Raw genomic sequence first — 13454 nt, forward strand, 5'->3', positions numbered from 1 at the left:
TGAGAAAAGGCGTGTTCCCCGCAACTTATAAATCTCCCGCTCTCTTCCATGCCAGATACCGCGTCACCAATTTAGCCCCCAACTCCCCGGGCCGAGCATCCACCACCGGCACTCCATGAGCACTCAACCGCTCATGGAGTTCGGCCCGTTCATTCAAGTAATCCACCGTCCCGCAATAGGCCAGCGCCTCCGGCAAGGTTTGCACCGGCGCATGCCGCAGATTGTCGAGCAAGTCTTCGCGCAGGCTCGCCACCAGCACCCGATGCTGTTTGCCCAGGCGTTTGACCGCGGTGAGCAGTTCTTCATCGTCTTCATCGCGCAAGTTAGTCACCAGCACCACCAGCGCCCGGCGTTTTTGTCGGGCCAGTAACTGGTTGGCGGCGGCCTGGTAATCAGCGGGGCGTTGGGTGCTGTCGAGGTCGTAGACGGTGTTGAGCAGGACCTTGAGTTGTTCAGTGCCTTTGACCGGGGCGAGGTAATGCGGCCGATCGCTGGCGAAGGTGCTCAGGCCTACCGCGTCGCCTTGGCGTAGCGCCACGTAGCTGAGCAGCAGGCAGGCATTGAGCGCATGGTCGAAGTGCGACAGTTCATCATCCTGGCTGCGCATCCGTCGCCCGCAATCGAGCATGAAGATGATTTGCTGGTCGCGCTCGTCCTGGTACTCCCGGGCAATGGGAGTGCGTTGGCGGGCGGTGGCTTTCCAGTCGATCTGGCGCAGGCTGTCGCCTTCGCGGAATTCCCTTAATTGATGGAATTCAAGGCCCAACCCGCGACGCTGGCGTTGGCGCACGCCGAGCTGGCTGAGCCAGTTGTCCACCGCCAGTAATTGGCCGCCGTAGAGGCGGGCGAAGTCCGGGTAGACGCGGGTGTTGTCGGCCACGTTGAGCAAGCGTTTGTCAGACCACAGGCCTAATGGGCTGGGCAGGTTGATTTCGCAGTGTTCGAAGGTGAAGTGGCCGCGCTTGAGCGGGCGCAATCGATAACCGATCTGGCTGTGCTGGCCGGGTTGCAGTTCGACCGACAGGGGCAGGTTTTCGAAGCTCAGGCCGTCCGGCACGTGGTCGAAGAGCTGAATGTGCAGGGGGTGGGCAAAGTCATGCTCGACCTCCAGTCGCACTTCACCCCATCGACCGAGTGCAAGGCTGCCGGGCATTTGTCGGTGGAGTCGGGGCGAGGGCAGTCGTTTGAGACGGACGGCGTCGAGTATCGCCAGGGCCAGCAGCGCCAGCAGCAACCCCCAGTTGATCGCGTGCAGGCTGGATGGAACCTCGATGTCCAATGCCCGCAACGCGCCCAGCACGATGCCGATGGCTAGCAGGATCGCGAGCCAGATCAGCAGAAGCCGGGATGGTTTCATGGCGTGACACCGTGTGGTCTGTTGAAAAGATCGCAGCCTTCGGCAGCTCCTACGCCGAGCGCGGGCCCCCGTAGGAGCTGCCGAAGGCTGCGATCTTTTCTGCTGTCGACGTGAATTTTGACCACGGCGTTCACACTCTTGGCGCCGGCACTTGATCGAGCAGTTGCTTGAGCACTTGATCGACGTCCAGCCCTTCGATGTCCAGCTCCGGGGCAATTCGCACCCGGTGGCGCAGTACCGACAGTGCGCAGCCTTTGATGTCATCGGGAATCACAAAATCGCCGCCACGCAACAAGGCGCGGGCTCGGGCGCAACGTACCAGGGCGATTGACGCCCGTGGCCCGGCGCCGAGGGTCAAGCCCGGCCACGTCCGGGTGGTGCGGGCCAGGCGTACGGCGTAATCGAGCACCTGATCGTCCAGCGGCAGATCGCTGGCAATGCGCTGCAAGGCCAGCACGTCCTTGGCTTGCAGGACGGTGCGCAGCGGTTGCACGTCGAGCATGTCGGCGCGGGTCGAGCGGCTGACCTGGCGCACCATGTTCAGCTCCTGATCGGCATCGGGGTAGTCCATGCGCACCTTGAGCATGAAGCGATCGAGCTCGGCTTCCGGCAGCGGGTAAGTGCCTTCCTGTTCGATGGGGTTTTGCGTGGCGAGCACCATGAACGGTTGCGCGATCGGCAGGGCGCGGCCTTCGAGGGTGACCTGGCGTTCCTGCATGGCTTCGAGCAGTGCGGCCTGGGTTTTCGCCGGAGCGCGGTTGATCTCGTCGGCCAGCAGCAGGTTGGTGAACAACGGCCCTTTGCGCAGTTTGAATTGCTCGGTTTGCAAGTCGTACACCGCATGCCCGGTGACATCGCTGGGCATCAGGTCCGGGGTGAACTGGATGCGCGCGAATTCACCGCCGAAGCAGCGAGCGAGGGCGCGCACCAACAACGTCTTGCCCAACCCCGGCACACCTTCGAGCAATACGTGGCCGCCAGCAATCAACGCGGTCAGGACGTCGTCGATCACGCTGTTCTGGCCGATCACGGCTTTCTGTAATTCGGTCCGTACCGCTTGGGCCAGCTGACTGGCGCGTTGGCGCTGCTGGGCGGCGTGGGTCTGTGTGCCGGGCTCGATCTCACTCATAAGGCGTTCCTCAAGGTTTGCAGGTGGGCGACCTGACGGCTGAATTCAGCGCTGGACAGCCGCTGCTTCGGTCGCGGGCTCATGGCCTGGCTGATAGCGCGTGTGGGTTGGCCGGTCAGGCGTGCGAGCACCAGCCATTGTTCGGCAACGCCGAGTTGTTCGAAACCGGGATGACTGCGCCGCACACGCCGCAAGATGTCGTGCTGCAAGGCGTGCACCAGGTGCTGCTGACCGTTGCGGCGCAGCATGAAATCGGCGCTGGCGCGCAGGTGTTCCTGAAGTTGACGGCGGGCTCTCGGGGCCGGTTCCAGCAGCGGACCCTGACGCACGCCGACGTGCCAGAAGCCAAGGCCGATCAGGGCAAGAAGGGCGACCAATGCTTGGGGGAAATAGCGCAGGAGCAAGGTCAGCAGACTGTCGTGATCGGTGTTGAACAGCAGGGTCACGTTCGTGTCCGCGGTCAGGTACCAGAGCAGCCAGGCGTTGTCGTACTGGTCGATGGCCGGGGTTTTCCACAGGTCGGCGTCGGTGACCACGGTGATCGAACCGAGCCCGTGATTGAGCTGCATCATGTGCGTGGCCTTGCCGCTGTTGGCCCAGGCCTGGGCGAGATTTTTCGGGTCTTCGAGGTGGAATGCGGTATCAAAACCGGCGTAGGCCGGCGCGTTTTCGTCTTCCAGATACAGCTTGGTCAGCTTGGGGTAAGGATCGTCATCGATAGCGGGCGGCGGGTCCTTGAGATCCTTGCTCAGCGACTGGTGCAGCTGCACCCGGTCAAGCAACAGGTCATTGCTTTGGCCGGTTTTTTCATCCCACAGCGACTGGGCAATAAACAAAAGTCGCCCGCCGGCCCGGGTCCAGTTCAACAGCTGATCGACCTGACGTGGGGTCATGTTGTAGCGGTCCCCGAGCAACAACAGACTGTGCTGACGCGGCTCCAGGGTGGGCAGGATGTCGAGGCTGTTGGCGTGGTTCACCGACAGGCTCTGTTTGCGCAGAAAATGCTCGGCAGCGAGGTAAGGATTGGCCTGGGCTTCGGGCGAGGGACCGTGATCGATGTCTGCCTGATAGGGCGTCGCCTTGACGTACAGATAAACACTCAGCGCGATCAACAGCACGGCGATGAACACGCCGATCGCCCGCCAGCGTTGCCGGTTCAATGCAACGCTCCCGGGCCGAACAGGGCTCGCCAGCCGTCACAGAGTTCCTGTTGCAAATGCGCGGGAGGCAGGCGATGCCCGTAGGCCATGTTCTGCCAGTGCCCGGTCAGGCTTTTACTGAAGGCCAGCAAGGCAGGTTGTTGCAGGTGTTCGATGCGCTCCAGGACCTGGCCTTCGGTGTCGGCGGGTTTGAGCAACAGGTTGAAGTCGTGCAGCAAATGGCTGAGCAGGCCGCGATAGAGCAATCCGAGGGCCTCGCGAGGGTGGGTTTGCCAGAGGCGTTCGGCGCTGGCGGCGATGTCGGCGGGCAGGGTTTCGCGGTTGAGGTCCAGGCCGAAAGCCTGTTGCGGTAACGGCCGCGCGACTTTGCTGTTCAAGGCCGGTCGACGCCTGACGAAGGCTTGCAACCAATCACGGTAATGCCAGATCAATAAACCAATGGCACTGATCACGACACTCCACAACAGCACTTCAATCAGCGTGGCCGCTGCGCCGAAGCGTTGGTTGTCCAGAAGCTTGAGCAGCGCCTCCAGCCATTCGGTTGTTCGGTCATCGTCCGCCGTGTCGGCGACGGGTTGGTCCTCGCCAAACCGATAGCGCGTGACCGATTCCTTGTTCTTGAACGGAGGCTGGTCGAGGATCGCCTTGATGCTGTCCCGGGACGCCTGACTGGTCAGTGGCTGGTCCAGCAGGCGTGGGCTGTCGGGTGAAATGACTGGCTCGGCGGCCCACACGGTTTGCGCTGTCGGCATCAACAGGAAGGCTGCCAGCAGCAGGGGGACGGCGGCGCTGCTCAAGCGTTGGCGCATGCGGCGGAACACCAGCTCGATATCCCAGGCCTCCAGCACCGTGCGCCGATTCAGATAAAGGCTGAAGCCGCAGGCGACATAAACCGGTTCCCAGGCAATCAGCACCAGTGCGTAAAAGGCGTTGGTCAGGTGTTCCAGCCATCGCCAGTCCTGTGTGGCGGCGGTGATCAAGGTCTGCCAGCTCCAGTCGAGTTCGACCTGTTGCGGCAAGAACATATAGAACAGCACCATCAGGCCGATCCATAACGCGCTTTCCAGGTGTACGCCGATGATGGTCAGCCACCGCGCGGCACCGGCGTTGCGCTGCAACAGCACCTGCAAGCGCTGTTGTCGTGGCTCACCACTCAGCCCTTCGAGTTGCACCACCGGCATCAGGAAACTGCGACTCAGGCTAAGGCGCCGCCAGGTCAGGCTCACCAGCAGTTGCGGTTGGAGCAGCCGCGGAAATTGGCGCAACGCCTGATTCAGGGTGGGCGTTTCGCCGAACATGGCTTTGGACAGGATGTACAGCGGCAGGCGGTCGAACGCCGGTTTCAGCCACCAGAAAATAAACACGGCGAGGGAGGGCGAATCCCACAGCACCCAGCTGAGCAGGACGAAAACCGGCAAGGTCACGATGGCCCAACTGGTCATCAGCAGACGCCGGTGTCGCTGGCTCAGCAGGACGCCCAGGTCCATGGCTTCCCAGGTTGTGCGCGGGCGGATGACAGCCGTGGCATCACTCAGGCGCATGGCGGGTCCGTCCGGCAAACAGCAGATAAGTCGCCACCAACAACCAGAGCGCTGTACCGACCAGGTATTTGGTCATGGGCGCGACCCCGATCGTGGACGACCAGTAAGCTTCGATAAACGCCGCAATCAGCAGAAACAGCATGACCCCGCAAATCAGCAATACGCTCTTGCGTGCCGCCAATCGCAGGGCTTCGGAGCGTGGCAGGCGTCCCGGCGCGATCAATGCCCAACCCAGTTGCAGGCCGGCGGCACCGGCCAGTGCGATGGCACTCAGTTCGAAGGCGCCGTGGCCAACCACGAATGACCAGAAGGTTTGCCCGTAGCCGATGTGCGTCAGGTGCCCGGCCACCGCACCAATCATCAAACCGTTGAAGAACAGGAAAAACGCGCTGCCCAGGCCAAACAGCAAACCGCTGGCGAAGGTCTGAAAGGCGATGCCGATGTTGTGCATGATGTAGTAACCGAACATCACCCAGTCTTCACTGGCCGCCCGTTCTGCCGAACGCCCCAGGTGACCGGCCTCGGGGTCGTACATGCCTTGCATCTCACTGACCTGCTCGGCCGGGATCAGGTTGTAGACCAGGTCCGGAAACAGATACACCAGCAACGCGAAGCCAATCAGGCTGCCAAAAAACATCAGGCTGGCGGCGAGCACGAAGCGCCACTGTTCGCGCACCAAGCGCGGGAAGTCAGCCAGGATGAAGCTCAGCACGTTGGCCCCCAGTCGACTGCGGTGGCGATAAAGCTGTTGATGCCCGCGCAGGACCTGTTGCTGTAATGAATCGATCAGAAAGCTGCTGTAACCCCGTTCCTGGGCCAGCGCCAGATGCTGGCAGAGACGACGATAATCGCTGGGGAAACCGGCAACTCGCTGTGCTTCCTTGCCTTGCTCCAGCTGTTCAAGCACGAGGGTAAATTGCTCCCATTCGGCCTTGTGGCGAGTTTCGAAAAGGCTTTGCTTCATGTGGGGCCCAACAAGCCGCGGGCGATGCCATTGAGTTCGTCCACGGCCCCTGGCGCTGACACCTGCAGCGGGTGCGAGAGTATCGCCGCCAGCTCTTTGACCCGTGCAGCAGAGAGTTCACCCTGACGCTCGGCAAACCCGAGGATGGCGCGTTGTTCGGTCAGCGTCAGCGCAAAGGCCGGGCGCCGGGGCTGGATGTCAGGCAGTGGTGGTCGGGCGAGCGGCTGTTCGCGGTAGATCACCAGCGTGCCGGCGGCCAGATCGCCGAGGCGCTTGAAGGTGGGATGTTGAAGGCAACTGATGGCCCCGAGGAAATAGCCGAACGGCAGCATGTCGACAAATCGCAGCAGGTTGCGCAGCAGCGAAGCAGACCAGCCGATCGGCGTGCCATCGTCCTGCACCACTCGCAGGCCCATCCATTGCTTGCCTGGCGAACGACCCTGGTTGAGCACTTCGAACAGCACCATGTACCACCAGCTCACCACGAACAACAGAATCGAGCCGAGCCCTGCACCGAGTTTCCCGAGGAACGCCAGGACAATAAACAGCAGGCCGACGATCAACCCGCGCAACCCGAGGTCGATGGCGAACGCCAGCGCACGAACCATCAACCCGGCCGGGCGCAGTGGCAGGTCGATGCCTTCCGGCGTTTCGACTTGATACCGCGTATCCAGTGGCGGGGCCAGCGTCGCTTTCCTTGGCAGTGCTGTGGTCTCGAGCATGGGCAACCTTGATGTGGCCTGTTCGGGATTCGATGTCCGTCCGATGCTAGCAGCCTCTCGGGGGAAAACGACATAACTATGTATTGCACGGCACGTGGCCAGAGGTGATTGAATGACAAGATTGCTGGCCGGGGCGGGATGTGAACGCCTAGACTTCGCCAATCTTCAGTTCAGGAATAGCCCGTGACCTCTATCTTCTGGTACGACTATGAAACCACTGGCATCAACCCCCGTTGCGACCGCCCGCTCCAGATGGCGGGGATTCGCACTGACTTCGATCTCAATGAAATAGACGAGCCGGTCAACCTTTACTGCCAGCCCAGTGAAGACATCCTGCCCCATCCGGCGGCTTGTGCGATCACGGGTATTACGCCCGGCCGACTGGCCGAGCAAGGCTTGAGCGAAGCCGATTTCATGACCCGGGTGCATGCCCAACTCGCTGCGCCCGGCACGTGTGGGGCGGGGTACAACACGTTGCGTTTCGATGACGAGATGACCCGTTACAGTCTTTACCGAAATTTTTTCGACCCTTATGCGCGCGAGTGGCAGGGCGGTAATAGCCGCTGGGACCTGATCGATGTGGTGCGTGCAGCCTATGCCTTGCGTCCTGACGGGCTCGTTTGGCCGACGGACGACGAGGGGCGGATAACGCTCAAACTCGAACGCCTGACCGCCGTCAATGGCATTGATCACGGAAATGCTCACGAAGCGCTGTCGGACGTTCGCGCCACCATCGCCCTGGCGCGTCTGATCCGGGAAAAGCAGCCGAAGTTGTATGACTGGTTGTTTCAGTTGCGCGGTAAACAAAAGGTGATGGATCAGATTCGTCTGTTGCAGCCGATGGTGCACATTTCCGGGCGCTTTTCGGCGGCGCGCAATTATGTCGGTGTGGTGCTGCCTTTGGCCTGGCACCCGCGCAACAAGAACGCCTTGATTGTCTGTGACCTGCACCTGGATCCTCAGGGCTTGCTCGATCTTGATGCCGATACCTTGCGTCAACGGCTGTATACCCGCCGCGATGACTTGGCGGAGGGCGAGTTGCCGGTGCCGCTCAAACTTATCCACATCAATAAATGCCCGGTGGTGGCGCCGTTGTCGGTACTTCGCTCTGAAGATCAGCAACGTTTGGAGCTGGATATGTCGCTCTACCAAGAGCGCGCGCTGCGGCTAAGTGACGCACAAACAGTTTGGCGAGATAAAGTTCAGGCGATGTATGCCAGCGAAGCTTTCACCTCGAGCCAAGACCCTGAACAACAGTTATACGATGGTTTTATCGGTGATCGGGATCGGCGTCTTTGTGAGCAAGTCAGGTCTGCCGACCCGGCTCAATTAGCGCAACAACAATGGCCTTTCGATGATGAACGACTGCCTGAATTGTTGTTTCGATATCGCGCACGCAACTTCCCCGATACGTTGAATTTCGAAGAGCAAGAACGCTGGAGAATATTCTGTCAGCAACGTTTGTCAGCACCCGAGTGGGGGGCGCCAAATACGCTGGAAACTTTTGCAGAGGCCGCAGCCCAATGGAGTATTACGGCTACATCGTTTCAGCGAGAGGTGCTGAATGAATGGCAGAATTATGTCGAAGGATTACGCAAACGTTTGAATCTTTGAAATCGAAAATGTTCGGGGCTGAATACCGGGCATAAAAAAACGCCAGCAGATGCTGGCGTTCTTTTTTGTCGCGGATGAGTCTGCGACAAGCGCTACGGCTTAGCCCAGCAGGGTAGCCCAGCCTTCAACCACGTCACCGCCCCACTTGGCTTTCCACTCTTTCAGCGTTTTGTGGTTGCCACCTTTGGTTTCGATGACTTCGCCGTTGTGCGGGTTTTTGTATTGTTTAACTTTGCGAGCACGCTTGGTGCCAGTAGTTTTTACTGCGCCGCCGCGTGGTGCTTTGGTTTTGGACTCTGGATCCAATAGCGCAATGATGTCACGCAGCGACTTGGAGTATTCGCCCATCAGGGTGCGCAGTTTGCCTTCGAATTCCAGCTCGGTTTGCAGTTTGTCGTCTTGGGACAGGTTCTTCAAACGGGCTTGCAGCTCTTTGATGGCTTCTTCGGTGGCGCGATATTCGTTGATCAAGGACATGAGGACTACCTTATGTTGGGGCGCTGGATGGCAGGTGACAGTGCGGCAATAATAGTCAGGGTGTTTCACCAAGTAAACATATAACCGGAGTTTTATTTAAATTAGTTACGGTGAATAGGCATAAATTACCGGTGTAGTTAAATAGTGTGATGCAGTCATCACGAATATTCACAATTGGGCACTTGAAGATTGGCAACAGGAACACCATCGCGCGGGTTGCAGGTGCTGCCAGAACCTGTGCCGCTTACCTTTGTGTCGGGCCAACCGTCATCAATACTGCAGTTTTGCTGCGCAATCGCTAGAATGGCCGCCTTTGCGAAGTTCTGGAGTTTGACCCTCATGCGCACTTTTCGGCTGGTGATTGCTTGCCCGGACCGCGTCGGTATCGTTGCTAAAGTCAGTAACTTTCTGGCGTCACATAACGGCTGGATCACTGAAGCGAGCCATCACTCGGACAACCTCAGTGGCTGGTTCTTCATGCGTCACGAAATTCGTGCCGATTCGCTGCCCTTCGGTATCGATGCCTTTCGCGAAGCGTTTGCACCGATTGCCGAAGAGTTCTCGATGAACTGGCGCATCACCGATACCGAGCAGAAAAAGCGCGTGGTACTGATGGCCAGTCGCGAGTCTCACTGCCTCGCCGACTTGTTGCACCGCTGGCACAGTGATGAGCTGGATTGCGAAATTTCCTGCGTGATTTCCAACCATGACGACTTGCGCAGCATGGTCGAGTGGCACGGGATTCCGTATTACCACGTACCGGTCAATCCGCAGGATAAAGAGCCGGCCTTCGCCGAAGTCTCGCGCCTGGTCAAACAGCACGATGCTGAAGTGGTCGTACTGGCCCGCTACATGCAAATCCTGCCGCCCGAGTTGTGCCGCGAATATGCGCACAAGGTCATCAACATTCACCACAGCTTCCTGCCGTCGTTCGTCGGTGCCAAGCCGTATCACCAGGCATCGATGCGTGGCGTGAAGTTGATTGGCGCTACTTGCCACTACGTGACCGAAGAGCTGGATGCCGGTCCGATCATCGAACAGGACGTCGTTCGCGTCAGCCACAGTGACAGCATCGACGACATGGTGCGTTTCGGTCGGGACGTCGAGAAGATGGTGCTGGCCCGTGGTCTGCGTTATCACCTGGAAGACCGGGTGTTGGTGCACGGCAACAAAACCGTGGTGTTCTGATAGCCATACAACACAGTTGAAACTCGAAGGGCCTGGGCGTTCAATCGCTTCAGGCCCTTCGCCGTTTCTGCACTGAGGAGATGACCATGGCCGACCCACTGGACAAAGCGACATCCAAGGCTCCCGCCACATTGGGTGAGGGGTGTCTGAGTCGTTACGACCCGGATGACATGAACCCCGAAGACGGCACGGAGTTTCCCGGTGCCGCCGAGTTGTGGGAACAGTTGAATCCGGAGTCCGACGATGAAATCGGGGAGGCCTAAAAGATCGCAGCCTGCGGCAGCTCCTACATGGATCGCGTACCCCTGTAGGAGCTGCCGCAGGCTGCGATCTTTCAGGCTTGTTTGAATTTCATCAGTTTTTTGAGCAGCGGCCGCCCGAGCATCAGTAAAAACACCGGGCCACCCACCAGCAAATAGAAGTAATAAGTCACCGCCCGCCAGATCAGAATCGCCGCCGCCGCAGTGGATTTTCCCACCATCGGCGCCAGCAGCGCCGCCGACGTCAACTCCGCCGCCCCGGCACCGCCCGGCAACAGGCTGAACTGCCCCGCGCTCAGTGAAAGCATCTGGATCAGAAAGCTCCAGGCCCACTGCAAATCCGCCCCAAGCCCACGCAATGCCAGATACAGCACGCTATAGCGCAAGATCCAATGCAGACAAGTCAGGGCAAACACCGTGATGAGCGTCTGAAAGGGCAGCTTCAGTGTGTCCGTGAACGCCGCCAGAAAGTGCAGGAGTTTTCGTGCCCAGCGCAGGCGCGTGGTGGTTTTGACATTCAGGCGAGCGAGCAACCGACCGCTCAGACGAATCAGCATTCGATGGTAGCGGGCGACCACCACGCAACTGAATAACCCGCCGAACATCGAAATGGCGCTGACGGTCAGCAGCCATTCCATGCGTTGGCTGAGGTGCTGGAACAACGCATAGATCAGGATCCCGCTCAGCGCGCAGAGAAAAAACAGCAAATCGCTCAGCTGATCCATGGCAAACACGGCGCTGCCCCTGGCCGGACGCACGCCATGGCGCGCCAACAACGCCATGATCGTCAGTGGCCCGCCGCTGCCACCTGGTGTGGCGCAATAAGCGAACTCGGCGGCCATCACCACCCCAAGACTTCTGAACGGGCTCACCTTGTCGCGCTGATCCCCGAGCAACAGACGCAGGCGCATTGTGTTCAGCACCCAGCACAGCAGGATCATGCCGAACATGATCAGTAACCATGTCAGCGGAAAGCTTTGCAGTCGAGACCAGGTTTCGGTACCGCCCAGCAGCGACGGAATCAGCACCGCAGCAAGCAGCGCGACGAGCAGGAGAATCCCGCGACTCATGCGGCGCGACCCAAACGGTCGCTTTGCAGCGCCAGCCAGCGTGCCTTGGTCATCGGCACACGTCCCTCGTCGAGCAAGCGCTTGAGGGTTTGCAGCCAATAAGTGCGCGAGAACTCGTGGCGCATATCCACTGGGTGCAGGCCGAGACGAATCACCGGTGCTTGCTGCCAGCGTTGTTCGCGTTGATCGCTGACGAGCTTCGACAGCCCTCGGCGCCAGGCACTGCGCGCACTCCAGACCAGTCCCGGCGCGTCGACCGCGGTGAAGTCCGGCAGGCGATACAGATGCTGAGAATCGCTGGTGTAACTCAGGGGCAACTGGCGCAAGGCCTGGCGCGTCCCTTCGCTCATCAACCAGGCCGGGGCGACGAAGCCCTCCAGCGGCCAGTGATAACGGTGGAACACTTCGATGCCGGCGCGCAGGCGGGTGAGGGCGGTTTCTTGAGACAGGCTGTAAAACTCGCCTTCGTGGGTGTAGATCCGGCGCATGAACCAGTCTCGTGGCGTAGTGGGAGTGGGCGCTTCATCGCAATGAAAGTAACCGTGCAATGCCAGTTCGTCACCTCGGACGATACGACGGGTGAGCAAACGTCGAAATCCTGGATGCTCCTCCAGATCGTTGTGTTTGTGGAAGTTGGGCACCACCAGCCAGGTCATCGGCACCTCGCCCAAGGCGTCGACGGCTTCGACAAAGGGTTGATAATCGGCCCAGGTTTGCGGTGCGACGTCGTGCAGCACGAGTAACAGGCTGGGCGGGTTCATGGGCTCAACCATTGGCCGTCAGCGGCCAGTGGCTGCGGAGCACGGCGTGATAGTGGCCCAGCAGGCTGTTGACCACCGTGTCCCAAGAGTAATGCCGTTCGACATGGCAACGGGCCTGTTTGCCCAAAACCACGCTACCCGAACTGAACAGCTCGCGGACCGCGTTGGCCATCGCCAATGGATTATTCGGCGGGCAGAGCAGGCCGCATTGATCGGTGATGATTTCCTGAAAGGACCCGGCCGCCACGGCCACCACCGGAATGCCACTGGCCATGGCTTCAAGAACCACCAGGCCGAATGTTTCCTGATCACCGGCGTGCAGCAGCGCATCGGCACTGGCCATTAATCGCGCCACCTGTGCCGCCGGACAGAACTCACCGATCACGGTGACGTTGTCTGGCACCACGGCGGGCATCGACGAACCTACCAGCAGCAAGTGATAGCGTCGGCCCAGACATTTCATGCAGTCGAGCAGTACCGGCAGGTTTTTTTCCTTGGAGCCGCGCCCGGCGAAGATCAGTAAATGAGTGTTTTCATCAATGCCCAATTCGGCCCGCAGGCCCGTGTCTCGTGCGGTGGGATTGAAGGTTTGCAAGTCGACGCCCAACGGTTGCACGAAAACGTTCTTCACCCCCAGCCCGATCAGTTTGTCGGCCATGACCTGGCTAGGTGCCAGAACCCGATCGAAGTTGCCATAGAGCTTGCTGACATAAGCTTCGACGTTGGTGGTGACCCAGTTGCCCATTCGATTGCTGACCAGCAGCGGCAAGTCCGAATGATAAAAGCCGATCACCGGAACATCGAGTTGCCGCCGGGCGTCGAGGGCCGCCCATGCGGTGAGGTAGGGGTCGCCGACCTCGATCAGGTCGGGCTGTAGATCCTGCAGAACATTGCGCCATGGCGCGAGACGGAGAGGGAATCGATAACCCTTGCCGAAGGGCAGGGCGGGGGCCGGAACCGTGTAAACGCCATCCTGTTCACTCAAGTAAGCCCCGGGGATCAACAGGCTGTGGCGAATGCCTGGCTTGATGCTCAGGCGACGGTGTTTTGCATCCAGATAAGTGCGCACGCCACCGCTGGCAGGGGCGTAGAACATGGTTATGTCAGCGATATGCACGATGAACATCCCTCCGGTCCGTTGTTCTCCCTTGGTTGACCTTTATGAAGGATAGATGTTCGGTTGGGGTTTTGTGGCGGGGTGTCAGTGAGGT

Annotated in this window: 13 protein-coding genes; 3 read left to right on the forward strand and 10 right to left on the reverse strand. The window is 59.8% G+C overall.

Annotated features, from left to right (window positions below):
* Positions 1–25: 25 nt before the first annotated feature.
* The 6 genes from PMI27_RS00830 to PMI27_RS00805 form a co-directional block, all read right to left on the reverse strand.
* Positions 26–1357, reverse strand: a complete 1332-nt coding sequence (locus PMI27_RS00830; protein WP_008147449.1) for a DUF58 domain-containing protein — start codon at positions 1355–1357, stop codon at positions 26–28.
* Positions 1358–1487: 130 nt separating this feature from the next.
* Positions 1488–2486: an AAA family ATPase gene (locus tag PMI27_RS00825; RefSeq protein WP_008147446.1), complete on the reverse strand. Its 999-nt coding sequence runs from the start codon at positions 2484–2486 to the stop codon at positions 1488–1490.
* Entirely contained in the window at positions 2483–3646 is a 1164-nt protein-coding gene (locus PMI27_RS00820; RefSeq protein WP_008147444.1) for a DUF4350 domain-containing protein, read from the reverse strand. Before PMI27_RS00820 ends, PMI27_RS00825 begins: the two co-directional genes overlap by 4 nt.
* Complete coding sequence (locus tag PMI27_RS00815) at positions 3643–5187, reverse strand: DUF4129 domain-containing protein (RefSeq protein ID WP_008147443.1); 1545 nt, start codon at positions 5185–5187, stop codon at positions 3643–3645. The genes PMI27_RS00820 and PMI27_RS00815 overlap by 4 nt, the downstream gene beginning before the upstream one ends.
* The gene (locus tag PMI27_RS00810; protein ID WP_008147441.1) at positions 5174–6151 is read right to left on the reverse strand and encodes a stage II sporulation protein M; all 978 of its coding nucleotides are present in this window, start codon (positions 6149–6151) and stop codon (positions 5174–5176) included. The genes PMI27_RS00815 and PMI27_RS00810 overlap by 14 nt, the downstream gene beginning before the upstream one ends.
* A complete protein-coding gene (locus PMI27_RS00805; RefSeq protein ID WP_008147438.1) occupies positions 6148–6873 on the reverse strand; it encodes an RDD family protein in 726 nt (241 codons plus the stop codon). Before PMI27_RS00805 ends, PMI27_RS00810 begins: the two co-directional genes overlap by 4 nt.
* A 183-nt stretch (positions 6874–7056) precedes the next feature.
* Between PMI27_RS00805 and sbcB the strand changes: the two genes are divergently transcribed.
* The gene (gene sbcB / locus PMI27_RS00800; protein ID WP_008147436.1) at positions 7057–8487 is read left to right on the forward strand and encodes an exodeoxyribonuclease I; all 1431 of its coding nucleotides are present in this window, start codon (positions 7057–7059) and stop codon (positions 8485–8487) included.
* A 99-nt stretch (positions 8488–8586) separates the two neighbouring features.
* Here the strand turns inward: sbcB and mvaT are convergent, their stop codons facing one another.
* Positions 8587–8964, reverse strand: a complete 378-nt coding sequence (gene mvaT, locus PMI27_RS00795; protein ID WP_007933316.1) for a histone-like nucleoid-structuring protein MvaT — start codon at positions 8962–8964, stop codon at positions 8587–8589.
* Between the two features lie 339 nt (positions 8965–9303).
* On the opposite strand from mvaT, the gene purU reads away from it, so the two are divergent.
* On the forward strand, positions 9304–10152 hold the full coding sequence (gene purU / locus PMI27_RS00790) for a formyltetrahydrofolate deformylase (protein ID WP_008147434.1): 849 nt from the start codon (positions 9304–9306) through the stop codon (positions 10150–10152).
* Positions 10153–10238: 86 nt separating this feature from the next.
* Positions 10239–10415: a hypothetical protein gene (locus tag PMI27_RS31925; protein ID WP_008147433.1), complete on the forward strand. Its 177-nt coding sequence runs from the start codon at positions 10239–10241 to the stop codon at positions 10413–10415.
* A 71-nt stretch (positions 10416–10486) separates the two neighbouring features.
* Here PMI27_RS31925 and PMI27_RS00785 read toward each other — a convergent pair whose 3' ends face one another.
* Genes PMI27_RS00785 through PMI27_RS00775 form a run of 3 tightly spaced genes read right to left on the reverse strand, consistent with a single transcriptional unit; the run spans position 10487 to position 13369 of the window.
* Entirely contained in the window at positions 10487–11482 is a 996-nt protein-coding gene (locus PMI27_RS00785; protein WP_008147430.1) for a lysylphosphatidylglycerol synthase transmembrane domain-containing protein, read from the reverse strand.
* Complete coding sequence (locus tag PMI27_RS00780; protein ID WP_008147428.1) at positions 11479–12255, reverse strand: DUF2334 domain-containing protein; 777 nt, start codon at positions 12253–12255, stop codon at positions 11479–11481. Before PMI27_RS00780 ends, PMI27_RS00785 begins: the two co-directional genes overlap by 4 nt.
* Positions 12248–13369 (reverse strand): glycosyltransferase family 4 protein, encoded by a 1122-nt coding sequence (locus PMI27_RS00775; protein WP_008147425.1) that lies wholly within the window; start codon positions 13367–13369, stop codon positions 12248–12250. Before PMI27_RS00775 ends, PMI27_RS00780 begins: the two co-directional genes overlap by 8 nt.
* Between the last annotated feature and the right edge of the window lie 85 nt (positions 13370–13454).

The sequence above is a fragment of the Pseudomonas sp. GM41(2012) genome (assembly GCF_000282315.2).
Taxonomy (GTDB): domain Bacteria; phylum Pseudomonadota; class Gammaproteobacteria; order Pseudomonadales; family Pseudomonadaceae; genus Aquipseudomonas.

What these genes read in the sequence shown, in the direction of transcription:
- PMI27_RS00830 (WP_008147449.1), bottom strand. Translation starts at nt 1,357, where the DNA reads ATGAAACCATCCCGGCTTCTGCTGATCTGGCTCGCGATCCTGCTAGCC.
- PMI27_RS00825 (WP_008147446.1), bottom strand. Translation starts at nt 2,486, where the DNA reads ATGAGTGAGATCGAGCCCGGCACACAGACCCACGCCGCCCAGCAGCGC.
- PMI27_RS00815 (WP_008147443.1), bottom strand. Translation starts at nt 5,187, where the DNA reads ATGCGCCTGAGTGATGCCACGGCTGTCATCCGCCCGCGCACAACCTGG.
- PMI27_RS00810 (WP_008147441.1), bottom strand. Translation starts at nt 6,151, where the DNA reads ATGAAGCAAAGCCTTTTCGAAACTCGCCACAAGGCCGAATGGGAGCAA.
- PMI27_RS00805 (WP_008147438.1), bottom strand. Translation starts at nt 6,873, where the DNA reads ATGCTCGAGACCACAGCACTGCCAAGGAAAGCGACGCTGGCCCCGCCA.
- mvaT (WP_007933316.1), bottom strand. Translation starts at nt 8,964, where the DNA reads ATGTCCTTGATCAACGAATATCGCGCCACCGAAGAAGCCATCAAAGAG.
- purU (WP_008147434.1), top strand. Translation starts at nt 9,304, where the DNA reads ATGCGCACTTTTCGGCTGGTGATTGCTTGCCCGGACCGCGTCGGTATC.
- PMI27_RS31925 (WP_008147433.1), top strand. Translation starts at nt 10,239, where the DNA reads ATGGCCGACCCACTGGACAAAGCGACATCCAAGGCTCCCGCCACATTG.
- PMI27_RS00785 (WP_008147430.1), bottom strand. Translation starts at nt 11,482, where the DNA reads ATGAGTCGCGGGATTCTCCTGCTCGTCGCGCTGCTTGCTGCGGTGCTG.
- PMI27_RS00780 (WP_008147428.1), bottom strand. Translation starts at nt 12,255, where the DNA reads ATGGTTGAGCCCATGAACCCGCCCAGCCTGTTACTCGTGCTGCACGAC.
- PMI27_RS00775 (WP_008147425.1), bottom strand. Translation starts at nt 13,369, where the DNA reads ATGTTCATCGTGCATATCGCTGACATAACCATGTTCTACGCCCCTGCC.